Annotated in this window: 15 protein-coding genes; 12 read left to right on the forward strand and 3 right to left on the reverse strand. The window is 50.9% G+C overall.

The genetic code is table 11. The annotated features are described in order from the left end of the window. Positions 1–471: 471 nt before the first annotated feature. The 4 genes from HRU10_12940 to HRU10_12955 all read left to right on the forward strand — a co-directional run bounded on the left by HRU10_12940 (position 472) and on the right by HRU10_12955 (position 3,016). A complete protein-coding gene (locus HRU10_12940; protein ID NRA28136.1) occupies positions 472–1,185 on the forward strand; it encodes an SDR family oxidoreductase in 714 nt (237 codons plus the stop codon). Positions 1,186–1,836: 651 nt separating this feature from the next. After that, positions 1,837–2,208 (forward strand): glyoxalase, encoded by a 372-nt coding sequence (locus HRU10_12945; protein ID NRA28137.1) that lies wholly within the window; start codon positions 1,837–1,839, stop codon positions 2,206–2,208. 80 nt (positions 2,209–2,288) lie between these two features. Continuing rightward, positions 2,289–2,633 carry a hydroxylase gene (locus HRU10_12950; protein NRA28138.1) on the forward strand — a complete coding sequence of 115 codons (345 nt, stop codon included), beginning with the start codon at positions 2,289–2,291 and terminating at the stop codon, positions 2,631–2,633. A gap of 68 nt (positions 2,634–2,701) precedes the next feature. Then, positions 2,702–3,016 (forward strand): antibiotic biosynthesis monooxygenase, encoded by a 315-nt coding sequence (locus tag HRU10_12955; GenBank protein NRA28139.1) that lies wholly within the window; start codon positions 2,702–2,704, stop codon positions 3,014–3,016. A gap of 20 nt (positions 3,017–3,036) precedes the next feature. Here HRU10_12955 and HRU10_12960 read toward each other — a convergent pair whose 3' ends face one another. Together HRU10_12960 and HRU10_12965 are read right to left on the reverse strand one after the other, a co-directional pair. Further along, positions 3,037–4,686 (reverse strand): extracellular solute-binding protein, encoded by a 1,650-nt coding sequence (locus HRU10_12960; protein NRA28140.1) that lies wholly within the window; start codon positions 4,684–4,686, stop codon positions 3,037–3,039. After that, the gene (locus HRU10_12965; GenBank protein ID NRA28141.1) at positions 4,683–5,759 is read right to left on the reverse strand and encodes an ABC transporter ATP-binding protein; all 1,077 of its coding nucleotides are present in this window, start codon (positions 5,757–5,759) and stop codon (positions 4,683–4,685) included. Before HRU10_12965 ends, HRU10_12960 begins: the two co-directional genes overlap by 4 nt. Positions 5,760–5,892: 133 nt before the next feature. Between HRU10_12965 and HRU10_12970 the strand changes: the two genes are divergently transcribed. The 8 genes from HRU10_12970 to HRU10_13005 all read left to right on the forward strand — a co-directional run bounded on the left by HRU10_12970 (position 5,893) and on the right by HRU10_13005 (position 17,867). Further along, positions 5,893–7,377: an ATP-binding protein gene (locus HRU10_12970; GenBank protein NRA28142.1), complete on the forward strand. Its 1,485-nt coding sequence runs from the start codon at positions 5,893–5,895 to the stop codon at positions 7,375–7,377. Positions 7,378–7,483: 106 nt separating this feature from the next. Further along, a complete protein-coding gene (locus HRU10_12975) occupies positions 7,484–8,236 on the forward strand; it encodes a methyltransferase (GenBank protein ID NRA28143.1) in 753 nt (250 codons plus the stop codon). Positions 8,237–8,267: 31 nt separating this feature from the next. After that, on the forward strand, positions 8,268–8,954 hold the full coding sequence (locus HRU10_12980) for a class I SAM-dependent methyltransferase (GenBank protein ID NRA28144.1): 687 nt from the start codon (positions 8,268–8,270) through the stop codon (positions 8,952–8,954). Between the two features lie 15 nt (positions 8,955–8,969). Then, the gene (locus tag HRU10_12985; protein NRA28145.1) at positions 8,970–12,173 is read left to right on the forward strand and encodes a HEAT repeat domain-containing protein; all 3,204 of its coding nucleotides are present in this window, start codon (positions 8,970–8,972) and stop codon (positions 12,171–12,173) included. A 7-nt stretch (positions 12,174–12,180) separates the two neighbouring features. Next, positions 12,181–14,169 (forward strand): hypothetical protein, encoded by a 1,989-nt coding sequence (locus HRU10_12990; GenBank protein NRA28146.1) that lies wholly within the window; start codon positions 12,181–12,183, stop codon positions 14,167–14,169. Then, positions 14,166–15,068: a GAF domain-containing protein gene (locus HRU10_12995; protein NRA28147.1), complete on the forward strand. Its 903-nt coding sequence runs from the start codon at positions 14,166–14,168 to the stop codon at positions 15,066–15,068. The genes HRU10_12990 and HRU10_12995 overlap by 4 nt, the downstream gene beginning before the upstream one ends. Position 15,069: 1 nt before the next feature. Further along, the gene (locus HRU10_13000) at positions 15,070–16,503 is read left to right on the forward strand and encodes a hypothetical protein (GenBank protein ID NRA28148.1); all 1,434 of its coding nucleotides are present in this window, start codon (positions 15,070–15,072) and stop codon (positions 16,501–16,503) included. Continuing rightward, positions 16,500–17,867 (forward strand): spermidine/putrescine ABC transporter substrate-binding protein, encoded by a 1,368-nt coding sequence (locus tag HRU10_13005; GenBank protein NRA28149.1) that lies wholly within the window; start codon positions 16,500–16,502, stop codon positions 17,865–17,867. Before HRU10_13000 ends, HRU10_13005 begins: the two co-directional genes overlap by 4 nt. Positions 17,868–17,980: 113 nt before the next feature. Here the strand turns inward: HRU10_13005 and HRU10_13010 are convergent, their stop codons facing one another. After that, positions 17,981–18,622, reverse strand: coding sequence for a hypothetical protein (locus HRU10_13010; GenBank protein ID NRA28150.1), 642 nt, complete (start codon positions 18,620–18,622; stop codon positions 17,981–17,983). Positions 18,623–19,203 lie beyond the last annotated feature (581 nt).

Consider the following 19,203-nt stretch of genomic DNA (forward strand, 5'->3'; position numbering starts at 1 on the left):
TCCGCGTCCTTTCTGCGCCTTCCGCGGCTCGATCATCTATCGCTCCGACCCACTCCGTCGCCAAAAATCTCTCACGGAGGCGCCAAGGCACGGAGAAGAGTTTTGCCAGTATTTCCCCGCCTGATACCAATCGAGACCTGAACCTGCTGACATTCCAACAGTAAGCGGCATGATGCACCACCCCTTCACCCTATCTCACCCCACCGGTCACCCATATCCAGCCGGTGGCCACAAAGTCGGCTAGCGCCGCCATCAGGGCACCTCATCGTTCAACGAAAGAGAGAATGACCCTCAGCAAAAAGCAGAAAGCTACGACAAACTAGCTTCGAACTGGAATGGCAAAGCGTTTGACCCAGAGAATAGGATTTTACAGCACCGAGAGCCCTCTAATTCTCGAAGACAAAAGCAATTGTTCTATTTGTCTTTCAGTGAAAAATCGAATCCCTATGGGGGCGTCTTTGGTTCAATTCTATGAAATCACTCTCTAACAAAAAAATTGCTGTCATTGGTGGATCTGCGGGCATGGGCCTAGGGATCGCGAACTTAGCTGCCGAGCTGGGCGCAGAAGTCATTATCGGGGGTCGGACAGAAGAGAAACTTAAATCTGCTGTAGAACAAATAGGGAACGGCTGCCAAGGATTTCAGATTGATACGAGCGACGAGGCCTCGGTTGAGGCTTTTTTTCAGCGATGCGGAAAGCTCGACCATTTAGCCACGCCGGGGAGTTCGATCCGCACCGGTCCGTTCTTGGAGACGAGCCTCGAGAACCTTCAATTTTCAATAAATAACAAATACGTGGGGCAAGCGCTCTGTGCCAAACACGCCTTGCTTGAAGAGGGGGGCTCCATCGTGTTTTTCTCGGGCATCCTGGCGCAGCGACCACGGACCTCATCACTGCTTGGATCTATCAATGCCGCGATCGAATGTCTTGCTAAAGGTCTGGCAGTAGAACTCGCACCCATTCGCGTTAATGCCGTGTCTCCCGGACTGACCCAAGGGACCGACGCATTCTTATCGATGGATGAAGCCGCTAGAGACGCGATGTTCGAGGCTGTCAAAGAAAAGCTTCCGACCGGCTCAGTAGGGTCTCCAGACGATATGGCTCATGCAGCAATTTTTCTGATGACTTCCCCGTTTGTCACCGGCCACGTCCTCTGTGTAGATGGCGGTGGGCTCGTGATCTAGGGCTAGTATCTGATAGCTATCGTAACTCAACCGCTGGACGTTTCGGTTAGACGTCGCTGCAGTGCTTTGCTGTTTTCAAGGGTCAATCAGTCGTGCGCGGAGTGTGATACTCGCATGTGACTTGTTATGGTAAATCGTGATCGTTTGTGTGAAGTCCTGATCTCTGTTTGTCAGTTTTTGCCCGAAAAGCCGCACACGAAGGTATGATCGGGCACCCGGCAATCGCTGTCGCGAACACCCTACGCTGTCTTATCTTTGCGTCTAAGGAGATAAATCACTGCTGCTGCAATAAGCGGCTGAACCAAAAAGAGAATTCCATACACATAAAACCACTTCTCATAGTGATCGTTGTAAGTGTCAGGTGGTGCTGTATGAGCCCAAGCAAAAAAAACAGCATGATGTGCGCAAACTGCAGATGACGCTAAAAGCATTATGGACACTATGATGCGAACAATAATTCTCATCTACAGCGGCTCTCAAATATGGCTATTATGATCGACACGGCTACTTTCTCGGTAGGGATCTTTTTTCCATTTCATTCGTAAAACACAAACAGAGATATTTTGCCAGTTCAGGTTACCCCATAACCCAAATGAGCCCGACCACCATGCTTTACAAACTGATTATTGAGTAATAATCCTAGCATTGGCTATGAAACTCGATCATCTGCAACTCGCGATGCCCGCTGGCGAAGAAGAAAAGGCGCGCCGCTTCTTCGCAGGTGTTTTTGGAATGTCAGAGCAGCAGAAGCCTGAGCCCTTGGCATCGCGTGGCGGTTGTTGGTTTCGTAAAGGCAGCGTGATCCTACACATCGGGGTAGATACACCATTCGTGCCCCAACAGAAAGCACATCCAGCTTTTATAGTCGAAGACTTGGACAGTATTGAGCGCGCTTTGAAGGAACGAGGCCACCGAGTAGTCTGGGACGACTCACTCCCCAATAGGAAAAGATTCTACACTGAAGATCCGTTTGGAAACCGGATAGAGATCCTCCAAGAGGGAGATGGCTTCTCGCAAAAATAAGAGCCTCAGCAAATTCCACCCTGGCGCTTTTGCTGCTCCAGTCGCCCACAAGATCGACCCAATTCAACATCGAGCAAATCATGCAAGTGCATTACCTAGAGATCGTAACCACAGACGTAGAGGCGGCGTGTCGGCTGCATGCTCGTACGCATAACGTTATTTTTAGTGAGGCGGACCCCAGCCTGGGTGGGGCACGCACCGTTCGTTTGGGTGACGGATGTCTCTTGGGCATCCGAGCCCCGATGCATGATGCGGAGAAGCCCGTGACCCGTTCCTATACCTTGGTCGATGACATCGAGCAGGCGGTTACCATGGCTGCCGAGTCTGGAGCGGAAATCGCAGTGCCGCCCATGGAGATTCCGGGCCACGGCATGTGTGCTATTTATTTTCAAGGCGGGACTGAGGCAGGATTTTGGCAACTTTAAGAAGACAGCGGCAACGTATTCAGAAATCTTTCGTTCGCGCCACTTAGGCAACGCTAGCAAAATCAAAAATGGCCCCGGATAAGGAGTGCTTCGCAGTCATATTCACCTCCGAGCGCACGGAGGTGGTTGATGTCGATTATTCAGCAACCGCTGACCGTATGATTGAGCTAGCTGAAAAACAGGACGGATTCATTGGAGTCGACAGTGTCCGGGGCCAGGATGGAAAGGGCATCACCGTTTCATACTGGGAGACAGAGGAAAGCATCCGTATTTGGAAGCGAAATATGGAGCATCTTGGGGCACAAGAGCTGGGAAAGAAGCAGTGGTATACGCAGTATTCGGTCAGGATTGCAAAGGTAGTGAGGGCGTATGAGTCTGGATAAATTTTTTACTCATTAATTTATTATTCTTCCAACATGTCCACCACTTGGTGATAACGCTCGCGGAAGATCTCAGTCAATTCGCGTGTCGTTCTCAGCCCTTCGATTTCGCTCATTTTCCGAAGTGCCGGAGCAAACTCGTCGATCATGTAGCTGTAGCTGAGCGGGCTAATGTCTAACATGATAGCAGTTGCAGCATCGGCCTCATCATCTCTCCCTGCAGCACGCGCATGAATGATTGCTCTGCGGGCTTCTCGTAACTCCTCGAAGGGATCGAGACAGATCGCGCGTATGATCACCCGGATGGGACTAAATAGCCTCCCTGTCCACTCAGGCCGATAGACAAAGTCTTTCGCTATTTCGTAGTCGTTAACTTCGGGATCAGAGCGAAATGGTTTGAACGATTCCTCAAACAAAAAACGCTGCACGGGCGAACGGCGTAATGCGTAGCGCTCTGGGCCCCCAGGCGTGCCAGGCTTGAAATTCCATAGCTTCTGACCGGCTGGCGACATGACAAACTCGACAAATAGTGCAGCGGGAGCCGCATTGGGCGCCCCACGAAAGACGGCGATCGGGTCAACAGAGACAGACGAGCCGCCTTCTGGAGCCACATAGTCAAAACGCGCCACGCCTCCGCGCTGGTTGATCGATTCAGCCTGCTGTCGACCGTAGAAATCAATACTCATCCCGATAGCGCAATCTCCCTGGCTAACATCCAGCGAGGGTTTGGTCGACGAGTCTGTAAAGTAACGCGCATTACTGGCTATTTCGACAATGAGCTGAAGGCCTGCGGTCCATCCCAACTCCACCATAGCCATCTCTGCTACACTGCCTCGTTCCGGAATCTCTGAGAGTGCCGCTATCTGACGAAAAATCTCAGACTGAATGAGCAACTCAAAGGCTCGGGTAATCGAGCCACTCTTGGTGGGGTCGGCTAGAGCGACTTCTCCAAATAAGCGCGGGTCAGCGAGATCTGGCCATTGCGCTGGCTCAGATTCAATCCCAAGGCGTTCTAGCGAATCACGATTATAAATAATACCGAACGTCGAAAGCACAGCACCGAACCAACGCCCCTCGGGATCCCAAAAATCCTCACCAGAATAAGTCATCGGAAAGGCGTCTTCAGTAAACCATTGTGGGTGCTTTTCTAACAAACCTGTGGATACGAGCGTGCCTTGTGCCGCCTGAATACTAAAGTCATAGCTGCCTCCACCAAAAAAAACATCGATTCCACAGCCGACTTGAGATGCGAGAAAGGCACGCCGTGCTGCCTCGACGGGGGTATCGTCGTCGGATGTTTCATCGATAAGCAGCCTCCGGTTCATAAACCCACGCTGAATCTCGCTGCACCATACTTGGCCTCTGTCTTCTGTCCAGTATTGGCGAAAGGCGCTGACATAGTCGCTTTGGACCTTGCGAACGATTTCACTCGTCCCGCCGATCACACGCCAATCGACCTGCATGACTCGGCCAGTGCGCTCGAGATACCAAGCCTCAAAAGCCTGTCCGAACTCGTAGCGTATCGCCTCATTATGCGGTGATACGACGATGACTCGATCGACCTCACCCACCCCCGTTTCAGCATGGCTATCCCGCACCCTCTCCTGCATGCAAAATGGGACGAGAAACACTCCAAGCAGGCCTAGGCCAAAAACGATGCCTTTGATTCTCATGACTGTGGAATCACTACTACGTCGTCTGAATCCACCCAAGCGTGACACTTCTCGCCCACGCGCGCATCGGCCGACTGGTGCGGGTTAAACTCTAGAAATTCAATCACCTCATCCCCAGAGCGTGCTTCGACTTGAGCCGCTTCCCCTAGAAAAGTGACACGCTCGATCTTGAGCGGGAAAGCATTTTCTTCGGGCGGCATAAGTCCAGTTTGTATCGATTCAGGGCGTATGAGAATATCGACTGGGGCTCCCGGCTCAGGCTCAAAATCTGAATTTGAGGCAGTTCCTGCCAGATCGCCTAGCGGCGTCTTCACCAAAATGGACGGTCCCACTGCATGCAGCACAGAGCCTGAAAGAAAATTCCCCGAGCCTACAAACTCTGCCACGAATCGACTACGCGGGCGCTTATAAATCTCGAGCGGCGCGCCCACCTGCTCTATTTTCCCCAGGTGCATCACCGCAATGCGATCGGCGATGGCGAGGGCTTCCTTTTGGTCGTGTGTGACGTAGATGGAAGTCATTCCGGCTTGCTTGCAGATCGATCGAATCTCGGTCCTCATGGCATTACGGAGGGCAGCATCTAGATTCGACAAAGGTTCATCCAATAACAAAATACCAGGGCGAAACACGAGAGCTCGAGCAAGCGCAACGCGCTGTTGTTGGCCCCCAGACAGGGCCGCAGGCTTACGCTCCGTATAGGCTTCCAAGCGCACCTGCCGCAGAGCTTCGGAAACCGCCGTAGCAATCTTATCTGTGGACCATTTACGCTGTTTCAGACCGAAGGCGACGTTCTCAAATACAGTCAGATGGGGAAAAAGGGCATAATTCTGGAATACCATGCCTGCCTCGCGTTTGTGTGCGGGTGTGCGGGTGACGTCTCGGTCTCCAATCGCAATAGATCCCGACTCAGGCTCGTAAAACCCAGCTATGCTCCGAAGAAGCGTGGTCTTACCGCAACCGCTCGGCCCAAGAAAAAAGAAAAGCTCACCTGGCTCGACATGGAGGTTGACGGTGTCCAAGGCCGTGACCGACCCAAAGCGTTTCACTAAATCCGAGACTACCACGCTTTTCATATGATTGGGTATTCGGATAAGGCAGTTGAGAGTCAATCGTGGAGATACCAACAACAAAAAATGAAATATAAGATCAATTGTTTATTTCTAAATAATTTTTGACTTATAGAATCATCAAAATACTCTTAAATGAATTAAGAGCATTTCAAGAGAGCAAATTCAAAGAAGATTGCATGCGGAAAATCCATGGTGGGTAGACAGAGAAGCAATCTCGAAGTCCTATACAGCCTTGCAGCCGCGCGCCTACCTGGAGCTGTTTTTCCCGTTGGTTAGTGACGCATCCGTCCATCGCGCCGTGGTTCTACTCGGCCCCCGGAGGGTCGGTAAAACAGTGATGATTCACCACAGCATAAGAAAGCTGATACAGTCAAACGTACCCGCCTCACGGATACTATATTGTTCTATCGACAGCCCGATATATAACGGACTCACATTCGACGACATACTCCAAGAATATACTGCCATTACTGGCATAGATTTCGATGAGGAGCAGGTATATGTCTTCTTCGACGAGATCCAATATCTAAAGGATTGGGAGCGGCACTTGAAAAGCCTAGTGGATCTTCGGTCATCTATCAAATTTTGCGTTTCCGGATCTGCCGCCGCCGCACTAAAGCTAAAAAGTCAAGAATCTGGCGCAGGTAGGTTCACAGATTTCTTACTTCCCCCTCTTACGTTCTACGAATATCTGATCTTATCAAAAGAGGAAGACCTCGTTGTCGCCAAACCTGAAACACACCGAGACAGTGTTGACTACATCTGTAAAGATATTGATCGCCTGAATGAAGCCTTCGTTGATTACATAAATTTCGGAGGATATCCTGAAATCGCACTCAGCCCCGAGCTTCAGAAAAATCCAGCCCGATTCATCAAGAGCGATATAATTGACAAGGTTTTGCTGAGAGACCTCCCAAGCCTCTATGGCATACAAGATATTCAGGAACTAAATTATCTCTTTACCACGCTAGCTTTTAATTCTGCTAACGAAGTTTCTTTAGAATCTTTGGCAAAAAGTTCAGGTGTCGCCAAGAACACGATAAAACGCTACATCGAATATCTTGAAGCAGCTTTTCTTATACGGACGGTCCATCGAGTCGATCGAAACGCTAAACGATTTAAGAGAGCAAATTTTTTTAAAGTGTATCTGACTAATCCCTCAATCAGGTCGGCATTGTTCGCACCGATAGGAGGCGAGGATGAAGCAATGGGTGATCTGGTCGAAACAGCAATCTACGCACAGTGGTTTCACTCTGATACAACGAGACTCCATTATGCTAGATGGTCAAATGGGGAAGTTGACATGGTCTACTTAGGCCCCGATCAAAGGGTTCGTTGGACTGTAGAAACTAAATGGTCTGACCGATATTATGAAAAGCCTGGTGAACTGAAGTCACTGTGCTCTTTTTGCCACACTAACAATATTGATTCTGCTACGGTCACAACGATCACTCATAACGGATACAAGCGTTTTAAAAATATCGGCCTTACTTACCGATCTGCAAGCCTCCACGCATACGCATTAGGAGCCAATTTGATTTGGAACATGCATCCTAAACACGATGAGTTTTTGAATAAGGCATCTGACCGAAAACAAGACAGAAGTCTCGATGTAGATTGATGAAAATCTCCTCGAGATATCGGATCACTCGTTTCAATTTCAGAATGCAAGCTCCTGGGTAGATTGCATTGACAGTAAATAAGTCCGCACATGCATATCTACCTTCATGGACGCATCTCAATTATCTCAGCTTGAAGCTGCGGCTGGCGACAACCGGGCGCGTTTAGCGCGCTGGGTGAAGCGGCTCGAATTAGGAGAACCGGTAGCTTACATTCTTGGAGAGATCATGTTTCGCGGCTTATCAATCAAGATGGATCGCCGGGCCTTCATTACCGATGCGGAGCTCACGTATTTGATCGACGTGTTAGTAGAGCGCATAGATCACTTCACTAGACACGATGGCCGACCGCCACGGGTGGTTGAATTTGGGGTGGGCGGCGGCAGCTTGAGTATCGCTCTAAAAAATGAGCGCCCGAAGACCTTACTCACTGGACTGGATCTTGACGGGGGCGCCCTGGAACTAGCCAAGGAGAATGTTCGGGCACATTCATTAGACATCCGGCTTCTAGAAAGCGACTTTTTCCAGGCCTGGCCTGATGGTGAGACTGGCCCGGATTTTGTTTTTGCAGACCCACCCTGGGGGACTGAATCGGACCTCTATGATACAGTCCGCGATGCCGCCCACTACCACAATATGCCGCCGCTATCGGCCTTTCCTGCAGAGGGCGGACGCACGGGGCTTCATCGGCGTCTCATCGATGAGGTTGCGAACATGCACTGGAACACGACCGCACTCCTGAACCTTGGGAATTTGCCCGACGAGGAGGTCGAGTCACTACGCATCCATGCTGCCCCTCATGGCGCAGTTTCCGTCCTTGACCTGAAAGTCGTCCGCATTTTGGAGGTAGTTTATCATTGATTACAGATGGGGGCTGGCGAGCCTGTCGGCCATGGTAGAGGAAAGTGCTAACGAATCTAACAAGTCCGCATGGGACCGGCTTTATCGCGCGACCTCAAATCCAGTCTGGGGCGAGGAGCCACTGGCCTTTCTAGAAAGTGTGATTGAGCCTTTGGGAACTAACTTGGGAGCAGGCCGTACTTTTCTTGATGCAGCCACGGGTGAGGGGCGCAATTTGCCATTTTTTATTGATGCGGGAAATGAAATCTACGCCTGCGACGCTTCTGCGGGAGCCTTGTCCAAGTTGGCTCAACGGTTTGGTAATCGTATCAAAACGACTCAGTGTGACCTTTCTCAAACGCCCTATCCGAACGCTTCGTTTGATTTGATCCTGATGGCAGATGTCATCGAAACTCTTCCAGAAGCAGCTCAGGTTTTAGAAGAGATGGCTCGAGTATTACGCCCCGGAGGCAAACTCCTGTGTAATATCCCGGACGATACTGAGGAGATCGCCGGAGAGGATATGGTAGGCTTGGGTAGCCACACCTATCTGTACCAGAATAATTACTACTACCGTTTCTATTCTCGCGAACAGGCGATAGGTCTGTTGGAAAAGGCAGGAATGGAAGTGATTTATGCAGAGGAACACACCTGGTCGGAGGCACCACATCCCGAATTTCGCAGCTACGCCCATGACCACCGCAGCTTGGTTTTGATCAGCCGCAAGCCTATGGCTTAGAGACCCTCGCCCGGCATGATGAACTGGTTGACAAAAATCCTACGCATCTACCCAGGCGAGATCGTTCCAGTCTCACAGTTTGTGCTGTTATCTCTGCTGATGCAGGCGGGATTGACCGCCGGCATCACGGCGGCGGATTCCATTTTCTTCGTCCAGGAAGGGGTAGATAAACTACCCGTGATCTACATAGCAGCACCGGTTATGATGCTGTTTTATATCCCGTTGATCACGGTACTCCTCAGCCGATTTGGGATCGAATTTGTCGTCCGTTTCAGCAACACGATTCTGCTTATGGGAGGCGTCGGACTCTTTGCTGGATTCTATCTTTCAGGGAGTGGAGACAGCGGATACCCGACCTGGCTCATCTATACGGCAAAGCTCTACACCTATCTCTGGTATGTCGGCATTTATTCCACACTGTGGAACTACATCGACACTTATTTCGACCTCCAGACAGGCAAGCGCGTTTATGGGCTATTCAGTGCTGGGGCTGCACTCGGGGCGATGCTGGGAGGGGCTTTAGTCAAATCGATCACCGAGTATGCGTCAGTCGAATGGGTATTTCTGGTGTGGAGCGCTTGCGCGCTTGCTGCCTTTGGGGTGCTGGCTTGGATCAACAAAACCCAAGTAAAACTGACGGATACCGATACCGAAGACGGGCCAGAAGGGACGTTCCTAGAACGGCTGAGTCACATGCTTGAGACCTTTAATGGCTCCCGCTTTGCGATCCTCATCACCCTACTGCTCTTCTCCACACTGTCGCTCACGAGCGTCTGTGAATTTATTACCATGGGCATCTTCTCGGAGGGTAGAAGTGAGGAGGAGCTGGCGGGGCTTTTCGGGATGCTCACGATGGCCACCAACGGGTTGAACCTGTTCATCAACCTCTTTCTGTTTAATAAGTTGGTCGCCGTGTTCGGGGTAAGAAATATGGCCTTCATTCAGCCCATAGCCTACCTCGCTGTCTTTCTTACCTTCTCGTTCACCGATGCATTCGCGGCAGCCTTCCTAGGCTACATGGCCTACCAGACCCTCTTGGTATCCATTGATAACAACAACTACAACTTCTTGTTCAACGCCCTCCCCAACAAAGCCAAGGAGCAAATCCGTACGTTTATCGAGGGATTTTGCGAGCCGTGCGCCGCGGCCATTGCGGGTATTTTCCTGCTGACCTGGGGAAGAGATATGACGGTGCCCAAGCTTGCCGGAACTGCCCTTGCCGGTGTCGCGGCCATGTTTATCTGCGTTGCCCTGCTGCGAAACGAATATATACAAGCTTTAGTACGCAATCTTCGAAGCACCTGGCTTGATCTATCCATCTCGCTAAAAGATACCGTCCAATCGCTCTCCCGTGGCGAACTGAACCGCATCATTACTTATGCGCGATCCGACGACTACCGATCTGCATTAACGGCGATTCGTTTTTTATGGCTGCGCGATCAGAAACTCGCCCTTGAATCGCTCATCGATCTGATGCCACGCCTGGACGACGACGACCTAAACGAAGCCGCACGCATATTAGAAGAGATCCTAGTTGCAGAAAATCCCGAGGTCACCGCGCAGCTAATCCTTTGGATTGAGGATATAAACCATACATCGGTCCTGAAGCATCCTCGTATTTTCGAAACACTGGTCACTCATGGGCTGCTCTCGGACGCGTCGATTCAATTGCTCATGCCGCAGGGCACACAGATCGCAAGACACCCCATGCATGCATCTGGGACCCATGACGAAGCGACTGCGCGCGATCGCGGACATTTTCTTCAGCAGCTCGCAGATATGCTGCATGGCGGGGATTCCGATAGGGTCATTGCCCTCAAAATTCTCAATAACCGCGGTGAGCGTTCTTTTATACCTGAGGTCATTCCTTACGCGACACACGAAAACCCATCCGTTCGTCTAGCTGCTTTGGAAGCATTGGCGAAGCTCTCTGGACCCGACGACCAAGCTTATGTCAGGCCCCTCATCAAGAAATTGCGCCTAGACGATCAAAGAGAGGTGAAAGCAACCATAGACATGATCGCCCACACGGGCGATATGGGTGCGGTGGGCCTCTTGATTGAACGCAGCAACACCTTTACCCCGAGCGAAAATCTGCTGCTCGAACGGACGATCGCGACCCTCGGAAAACGCTGCGTACCGATCGTTGTCGAGAGCCTCCTCAATCCACGCTTAAACTATCGATCACGCGAGTGTGCCGCACAGATCCTGAGCCATATCTCCTTCTATCAACTGGAAGTGTTGTTTCACTCGATCGTACGAGAGGAGCTAAAACGTTCTACGGGCTTTGCAGATTTCTATCGATTCCTCGCTCACCCAGAGATCAGCAGCCCAGCGCTCAACTTGTTGCCACGGTATTATTCGGAACAAACCGTCGCTGCGACGAATTTTATTCTCAGCCTCTATCAATTGATGGGGCGCCTTCCAGACATGGATCTCATCCGTTCGACGCTTTATTCAGATAACATCAAAGAGCGCGGTAACGCGGCCGAGACCGTCAGTCAGTCATGCGGCCGAATCGTCAGCGCCAAAATCTTCAGTAATATCGAGAAAGTCGGCCGGTATGGCCCTATACAGACTCATAGCGTGCGCGTCAGCGGTCAGGCTCTCCGCACTTGGCTCTCCCAACAAGCAGAACAGACATCCGAGCTCGAGTGGATTTTGACCATTCAGGCAATGTGGGAGCTCAAAGACGAAGCGGCCAATGCAGTCTGCCACAAACGACTCGTAAATTCTGAGAGTAGTCTAGAGCGTGAACAAATGCGTGAGTTAATAAAGCGTTCAGTCGCCGACCGCTCGAAGCGCCTACCGATTTACACACCAGCCGAACGTATTTGGGCCGCATCTCAATCGCAGCTGCTCGACGGCCTCGATCTCTTTGAGATCACACACATGATCGACTCGATAAAATCGCGTGATTTCGAACCGGAATCTACGGTGATCCCACCGGATTCTGAGGCAAAATCTGCGTGGTTTGTGCATGAGGGTTCAGTCGACTTCCGGCTTAATGAAGGCGATGCCTGGAACACGCTAGAAAACCCTCAAGCCTTCGGGCATGAAGCCGCCATCTCAGAGGGCCCTCACCAGATCGTGGCACGCGCAGGACGAGAGGGTTGCCGACTTTTTGAGGTAGATCATAGAGCCATTCAACGGGCCATCGATGTTTCCGCCAATGTCGGCATTCACTTCCTCACACTCAAGGTAGGATACCGCCCTTAGGACAGCCATGAACCTCAATCTGAAGAAGCTCGTATTCTGCCTCATTCTGCCCGTTCTTTCGCTGCAGATTCTTCTTCAGGGCATATTGATCTACGTCGAAATGCGGAAGACGATCATCGGCGGCATCGACGATGTCTTACACACGGTGAGCGATACATTGGGCGGCTTCTTGCATGGCGAGCAGCACAAGGAACTCTTGCGCCCGCGGAGCATCACCGACCTACAACTCTCCCCGGTCCCGGAAGAGCTGTGGGCACTCGACCGCGAAACAGGCGAACTGTTGGTCGTAAACACAGAAAATGGACGAGCACATCCTGCCAGCACAGCAACCGATCAGGCTTGGATATCGATCACTCCTGGACCGGATATGACACTGTTTGCACTGGCAAAAAATGGCAGGCACATCTGGCAGCTCACCCCATTAGGTACAGCGATCATAGATACAGAAATGGTGGGACAGCTCGAACGACCTCAACGACGCATCACCGGCTTTAACGCAAGTGAGCGCACCCTGGTCGTTTTTGGGGAGGCAGGTTTGGCCGATTATGCCCTAGACTCTCAGAAATTGAGCGAGCCCGTTGACCGGCCCATTCTAAATTCTCTGGAAGCATGGATGCCTCGCGCAGCAGCCGGTTGGGTTGGATATGATGCTGAAACCACAACGATCGTCTATTTGTCTCGCTCTTTCCTTCCCGAAGAGACCATCGCACTCGAAGGAGTAAAAAATCAAGATATCTTCAGCCTCCTGATCCCACGAGGATCGGATGAAGTCTGGGCGGCAGGTAACAAATTGCTGCGTATTCGCCTGACCGACACCGCACGCATTTCAGATGAATTCCCCGAGGGGTTCTATTCCATGCAAAGCAGGTATTATCGAGACGCCCGCAATGCGATGCTACTAATGAAAGCAGAGCTGGGGTTGAAATACCTCTACACCCAGCGATTGACTGACGGAAAACAGATAGAATACGGCATCGATGCGACACCGGAGGACCACCCAGACTTCTGCCCCCCAGGGACGATGGATGTGATTGATCCAGCTGATTACGACGCGCTCACAAAATCTGTGTACCACGACGGCACCTATATCAGCGACATTCAGTTCTGGGAGCGATGGGGATATCTCAAAAGCGCCTATGCCCCCATCTTCAGCGACACTGGAGAAGTCATAGCCATGACCGGGGTAGATCTCAGCGCTCAAGCAGTCGACGTGGAAACCCGCAAAGCTACCTACGCGGCATTTATTTTGGGTGCCATTTTTATCCTGTTTTCGGGGTCTGTTTCAGCGTGGATCGCGCTTAGATTGACTAGTCCAATCGACTCCATGAAGCACAGCGCCCTCCTAATCGCTGCAAGCCAATATCAAAGGCGAATGCCAGAGCAGGGCATCACTGAGCTAAAGCACTTGATGGAGCGCTTCAATAGACTCGCTGGCGTCATCGAGAGTAAGGTCGTCGAAATGCAGCGCTACTACCATAGCATCAGCCGTCACACATCTCTGCTGACTGCTGCCCGAAGGCTCCGAGATTGGCTGCAACCCGCGAAGATCGGGCAAGTCTACAAAATCGACTTTGCCTCCGGTAGTGTCAACAGACACGCCACCCTAAACTGGGCAGGCAACGGTCAAGAGCTATTTATTTGGGCCCTACCCAATAACGGGCGCACCGCATCAGACATGATTGCGAGCCTCAAGCTCCGGGCGGCATCGATAGAGCTCATAGGAAAGGCGCCCTCACAGCTCGCTTCTATCTATGCAGTGATAGCACAATCCTACCCTGGGGCCGCTCTGTTTCATGCACGTATTGCAGAATCTGGCTGGGACTTCCACGTTTTCAGCCAGAGCAACGACCGCGATGCGTTGAACGTCTATGCGGGCGATCAACTGCTCCCGCCAACCGGTCTGCTCTTGGGCGGCGACACCATCAGCATTGCGATCGACAGTGAAACACAAGCAATGCTCACCTTACCCCACCTGATCGAGGAGGTGACCACATGAAAACAGAGGGCATCGAGACCACAGTTATAGAAGATGCTGCATCGCGCCTAGCGGACTTGATGCACAGTGGCCGGGAGGAACGCTATGAGCGCCTGACGCGTATGGCCCGTGCCCTCTTTGACTCACCAGTAGCAGTCATCTCTTTCTTAGACCCATCGGTGCAATGGTTTAAATCCAATGCCGGACTCCAATTCGATGAACACCCACGGGCTGAATCATTTTGTCAAGAAGTGCTCGCTGCCCGAAAACCCCTGATTATCGAAGATACGCGGAGGGATACCCGCTTCGCTACCTTACCCTTGGTTACTGGCAATGAAGGCATTAAATTTTATGCCGGCGCACCCATATTCACTCCTGAAGGCGATTGCATCGGAACCTTTGCCGTGATGAGTCGCGAGCCGCATGAATTTTCAGAAACGGACCTATCTGCACTGCTTGACCTCGTGCGCCAGGTAGAGGAAGCACTCTGGGAAACTGAGTATGGATCAGTCTTCGAAAAAGAAAGCAAACGCGAGTATGCAGATATCGAGACTTTCTTCGCGCTGAAACAAATTCTGCCCTTAGACATTCTGTCGGACGAGGAATTGATGTTGGTCGTGCGTTTTGGAAAGACGCGCACCTACCCCCCAAAGAGCCTGATTGCGGCAGGCGACACGCCAACGACCCGTCTCTATATTTTACTCGATGGATCCCTTGAAAACGCAGAGGGCATGCAGCTCCATCCAATCGTAGGCGCCGTGTCCCTGGCGCTCGACCAACCCCCCGCGTACACGGTATTTGCCGGCCCCGACGGAGCGCGCTGTCTCACACTACTTCGCGCTCAATACCTCGCCCTCATCAATCGCTGCCCCAAATTGATGCGTAGCCTCATTCGAATGATCACGTTTGGAAATAAGTAACATGACGGCACGCACACAGATTTTTGCGATCATTCTCACACTCTCGGTCGCCATCTCAGCCATGCTCTTTGGAGCCAGTGCCTTCTTCCTTCGCCAACAAGGAGAAGCTAATCTAAGGAATCATATGGAGGCTCAAATCATAAGTTTCAGTGCATTACTGGGAGCCATGGAGGTGGACAGCTATGACGATCCCAACATCCAGGCCATTATCACCGACGATTATCGCCGTATTCTGAGACGGCTCACCCGAGGACGCAGCGAAATTGAGTTCCATCTGATGACCCCGGATGCCACACGCGTCATCTGGACAACAAATAATGAATTGGCTGAAAATGTCCGACAGGCAGCCACCTCCCGGCAGGATATTTTTGATACGCTGGCGGCAGGTGAGGTTTTCATGGAGCCCCTAGACATTCTCCTACAAAAGGACGCTCATAGCCCATTGCACGCTGGCTTTGTCCAGGTGACCGACAATACCGGCCGAGGTGCAGACGTCCGGGGCATCCTCTCTTGTGTCATCAACAGTCGCCCTTACCTAGCCTTTTCGTCGAACTTCATTGTCGCCTCGATCACGATTATTCTGTGCGCGACCATCATTGTTATTGTGGTAGCGGAGATCACAGTGCGCATATTTCACGCTCAATTGGCACGCCTCACGCACCAAATCGAGCAGTCTATCAAACAGCCCGGCACTGAGCGATTTCAACCCGGATTGATTGCAGAAACCAATGCCCTCGGCGACGCCTTGGACACTCTGGACATCCTTCTTGAAGACGAAAATGCCCGCACCCGTCACTCTATTCTGAATTCAAGAAACTTAGAGGCGCAGCAGCAGATAGTGGCACTCCTCAAACAGAGTGATTCCGGCGCAAAGCGGATCAAGCACCCACCGATCGTGGCACAATTCGTTCCAGTCGGAAACCGAGACTATGAGTGGTTTGCTTGCAGTCTTGAGACACCTGCTGGCCTGTGCCATCTGTGGGGTTTCCGATCCGGCTCAGCAAAGACCGTCGATGGCTTTGCGGACATCCAGGCGACGCAATTTGTTCTCCTTGGATTTTTAGAAGAACACGCGGACAATCCTTTTCGAGCCCTGAAATCAATCATCGATCACGGAGCCCGTAAGGGACTGAACCACCTCGGCATCAGCCTCACTCCACCCGAGTGCCATGAACTCCATCTCCTCATCTGGAATGCAGGCGATACGCGCGAAACCGATACCGTCCATCAAGGATCATACCCATTCAACTCAACCATTTGCACCGCCTTCCAAACAGAGAACGAAATTTTCACTCAATCTTACATAGCGGAGAATAGTGACACGGAGGCCGATTCCCTCGTGCCTGCTCTCGAAGCTATTTTGAAAGAAGATAAGGCAGATATCATTGCCCTGTTTTATCTGGAGCCTCAGCCTGTAACCGATTCCGTCTCATGAGCTTTTTCAGAAAAGATAATCTGATCCCTTTTTTTGTGCTGGTGCCGCTCACCGTCATTGTCACCTGGTATTATTGGCCCAAACCTCAGTCTCAGGAAGACGTCTTTGTTCCTATTGATCGCGCTACGCTTACCGAGAAGCTGAATATTCTGATATGGGAGAACTACATACCCGAAGATCAACAAGCCAACCCGGATGGATTCCTGAATTTCATCTACGATACCATCGCTCGGGATTATGGAATCGACGTTCAGGTCTCGTATTTTGGGACCAATGAGGAACTCTACGAAATCCTTTCAAACCCTAAAGAGAGAGCGAAATACGACGTCGTCATGCCGTCTAACTTTCTCGTATCCACCCTCGTGGATGACGGCCTTCTCGAGCCAATCATACCAGGCAATATCCCCAATTGGGATGGAATCGATGGGCGATTCCGCAACGACCACCTCCTTCAAGAGCTCCTTCAATACTCCGTGCCCTACATCTTTGGCGTGGGCGGTATCGCTTACAACAGTTGGCATGCTTATGAGATCCCGCTCAACTGGGGCTTTTTACTCGAACCCGGTCAAGATTTGGTAGAAATCGACACCGAACGAGTCAATTACGAGAATCTAGACGCTGAAATCGCTCGGCGCGAAGCGATGCGTGCCCGCATACGCTTTCAACTCAAAGGGCGCATCTCCCTGATCAATGATATGCGTACCGCGCTGGGTTCAGCACTGATCTATCTGGGTTACCCACCCAATTCTGAAAATCCAGATGAAATCAATCAAGCGGCAGATCTATTGATCTGGCTCGTAACTGAACTGGATGCGCGCTTTGACAGCACGGACGTATCCGATCGGCTCATCTCAGGGGAAACACATATGGCCATGGCTTGGAGCGGCGACGCCATGGTAGCTATGAACCAAGCCATCTCCAACCGCAAAGACCTCGCGCTCGATGACATCGACACCATACGCGATGGTCAGACCACACTCAAAAGCACGGTCCGCGACGAGATCCCAAAAATCCGATTCACATCCCCTCAGCCCACAGCGCTAGCCTTTCTCGACTGCTTTGCAATCGTGCGCGGAAGTAGTAACATCTCCAACGCCGAGACCTTCATCAATTTCATGCTCGATCCCGTCGTAGCAGGCCAGGTGACCAACTTTTCTTTCTGCGGAAACACCGTCGCAGCATCCAAGGAATTCGTAAACCGAGACATCTTGAACGGTCCCCCATTTTTTCTCCCCGCAGACGACTCCGTAGCCCTCATTTCCCCCGTAGATGAGGACGCCATCATGGCGTATCAAGACGCCTGGCAACGCGTCATGCTCGCCGCACTCGAGCAACAAAACGTCTCTTATCAGTATCGGCGCTAGCTTAACGATACGTCAGTTTTGGGGAGATGCTCTATTTCGTCCGGGAGCCCTCTCTACCATCGTCGAGCGCTAAAGGATAAGTGCAAAGAAGGAAGATCTGCTCGATCTGAAACCTAGTCTCTCTTGAGGCCGGCACGTTCTTTCGGTGGATTGGTAATCCAGGGTAGGAAGGACGCTTCCACATCGGAGACTTCATCAATCTCATCGAATATGGATATACTCCAAACCTGAGCCTCTACCAATACATCATGCTGCCGAGACCCAATCGGAATGAAATCGATTCCAGGCATACCGAACTCCTCGATTGCATCGTGAATTTCGTCTTTCAGATAGAGTTTCCCATGGTAGGCAGATCGAAACTCTTTCGCTCTTTCTTGCTCAGCTATCTGGATTGAGGCGATACTTCCTGGGTAAGTGAATGAAATTACTTCACTGGGTATGTCCTCGATCTTGAAGAATTTGAAATCATAATATTCGCGGCGACTATAAATTAGCTCAGATGGGTTTAACCCCAAGAAGCAATAAACCGGTCTTTCTATCTGCGGTTTTCCACCTCTGTCTTTAAAGAGCCGATACAATTTCCTTTCTACCCCATCCCGGCCTGAGAGATATTCTTCATGAAAGTAGCTGCGGTCATAGCGCTCCTTCAGCTCATTCGCAATTTTCTCACGCTCGCTCGGATCGCAGTTCAAGATATTCAGAAACGGTTCTCCTAGATCTTTAAGGTACCAGTGTCCTATTATATCGTTTCTCATTCAGCCTGGGTGATTCCCTGATATGGATTGGGTGTAGGGCTTAAAAAGAAATGTTTTCAACTTAGCAGCTATCGGCAAGACCTATGCGATGGAGATAATCTATCGGTGATTGCTGTTGAGACGTCTATTCTCTTAGCCGGATTGATAGCTATGATAAGGGGTCTCAAAGAATACGCTTCGAGAGCTGGCCTTTGATTGTGACGAGGTAGGCAGCCTTCTGATCGGTTCCGGTTGGTTTTGGCTGGTCCGCGTCCAAACAAATTCATTCCAATGTTCGCTGAAACATAAAAACAGTGCACAAATATTCTACAATCTTGATCACAGATTACGCAGATATTCACAGATCTTTTTGAATAAGAGAGATTTAAGAAAAATAGAATCGTCCACAAAATTCTGTGGGATAAAACGCATGGATACTTCGCCAATTCGCAGAGTGTTCATGTAACTTTCATCCTTCTAGAGGACAATCATAAACACCTAATAACAAAATACTTATCTGTGTATATCTGTGATGGTATGCGTCAATCATGCCAAAAAGATTTGTTAAGCATGGTGGCGTGTGAAGATAATCAGAACCGTCT

It is taken from the genome of Opitutales bacterium (assembly GCA_013215165.1).
GTDB lineage: Bacteria > Verrucomicrobiota > Verrucomicrobiia > Opitutales > JABSRG01 > JABSRG01.

Excerpts from the sequence above, each read along its gene's own strand:
- HRU10_12940 (NRA28136.1), top strand. The coding sequence starts at position 472 with ATGAAATCACTCTCTAACAAAAAAATTGCTGTCATTGGTGGATCTGCG.
- HRU10_12945 (NRA28137.1), top strand. The coding sequence starts at position 1,837 with ATGAAACTCGATCATCTGCAACTCGCGATGCCCGCTGGCGAAGAAGAA.
- HRU10_12950 (NRA28138.1), top strand. The coding sequence starts at position 2,289 with ATGCAAGTGCATTACCTAGAGATCGTAACCACAGACGTAGAGGCGGCG.
- HRU10_12955 (NRA28139.1), top strand. The coding sequence starts at position 2,702 with ATGGCCCCGGATAAGGAGTGCTTCGCAGTCATATTCACCTCCGAGCGC.
- HRU10_12960 (NRA28140.1), bottom strand. The coding sequence starts at position 4,686 with ATGAGAATCAAAGGCATCGTTTTTGGCCTAGGCCTGCTTGGAGTGTTT.
- HRU10_12965 (NRA28141.1), bottom strand. The coding sequence starts at position 5,759 with ATGAAAAGCGTGGTAGTCTCGGATTTAGTGAAACGCTTTGGGTCGGTC.
- HRU10_12975 (NRA28143.1), top strand. The coding sequence starts at position 7,484 with ATGGACGCATCTCAATTATCTCAGCTTGAAGCTGCGGCTGGCGACAAC.
- HRU10_12980 (NRA28144.1), top strand. The coding sequence starts at position 8,268 with ATGGTAGAGGAAAGTGCTAACGAATCTAACAAGTCCGCATGGGACCGG.
- HRU10_12985 (NRA28145.1), top strand. The coding sequence starts at position 8,970 with ATGATGAACTGGTTGACAAAAATCCTACGCATCTACCCAGGCGAGATC.
- HRU10_12990 (NRA28146.1), top strand. The coding sequence starts at position 12,181 with ATGAACCTCAATCTGAAGAAGCTCGTATTCTGCCTCATTCTGCCCGTT.
- HRU10_12995 (NRA28147.1), top strand. The coding sequence starts at position 14,166 with ATGAAAACAGAGGGCATCGAGACCACAGTTATAGAAGATGCTGCATCG.
- HRU10_13000 (NRA28148.1), top strand. The coding sequence starts at position 15,070 with ATGACGGCACGCACACAGATTTTTGCGATCATTCTCACACTCTCGGTC.
- HRU10_13005 (NRA28149.1), top strand. The coding sequence starts at position 16,500 with ATGAGCTTTTTCAGAAAAGATAATCTGATCCCTTTTTTTGTGCTGGTG.
- HRU10_13010 (NRA28150.1), bottom strand. The coding sequence starts at position 18,622 with ATGAGAAACGATATAATAGGACACTGGTACCTTAAAGATCTAGGAGAA.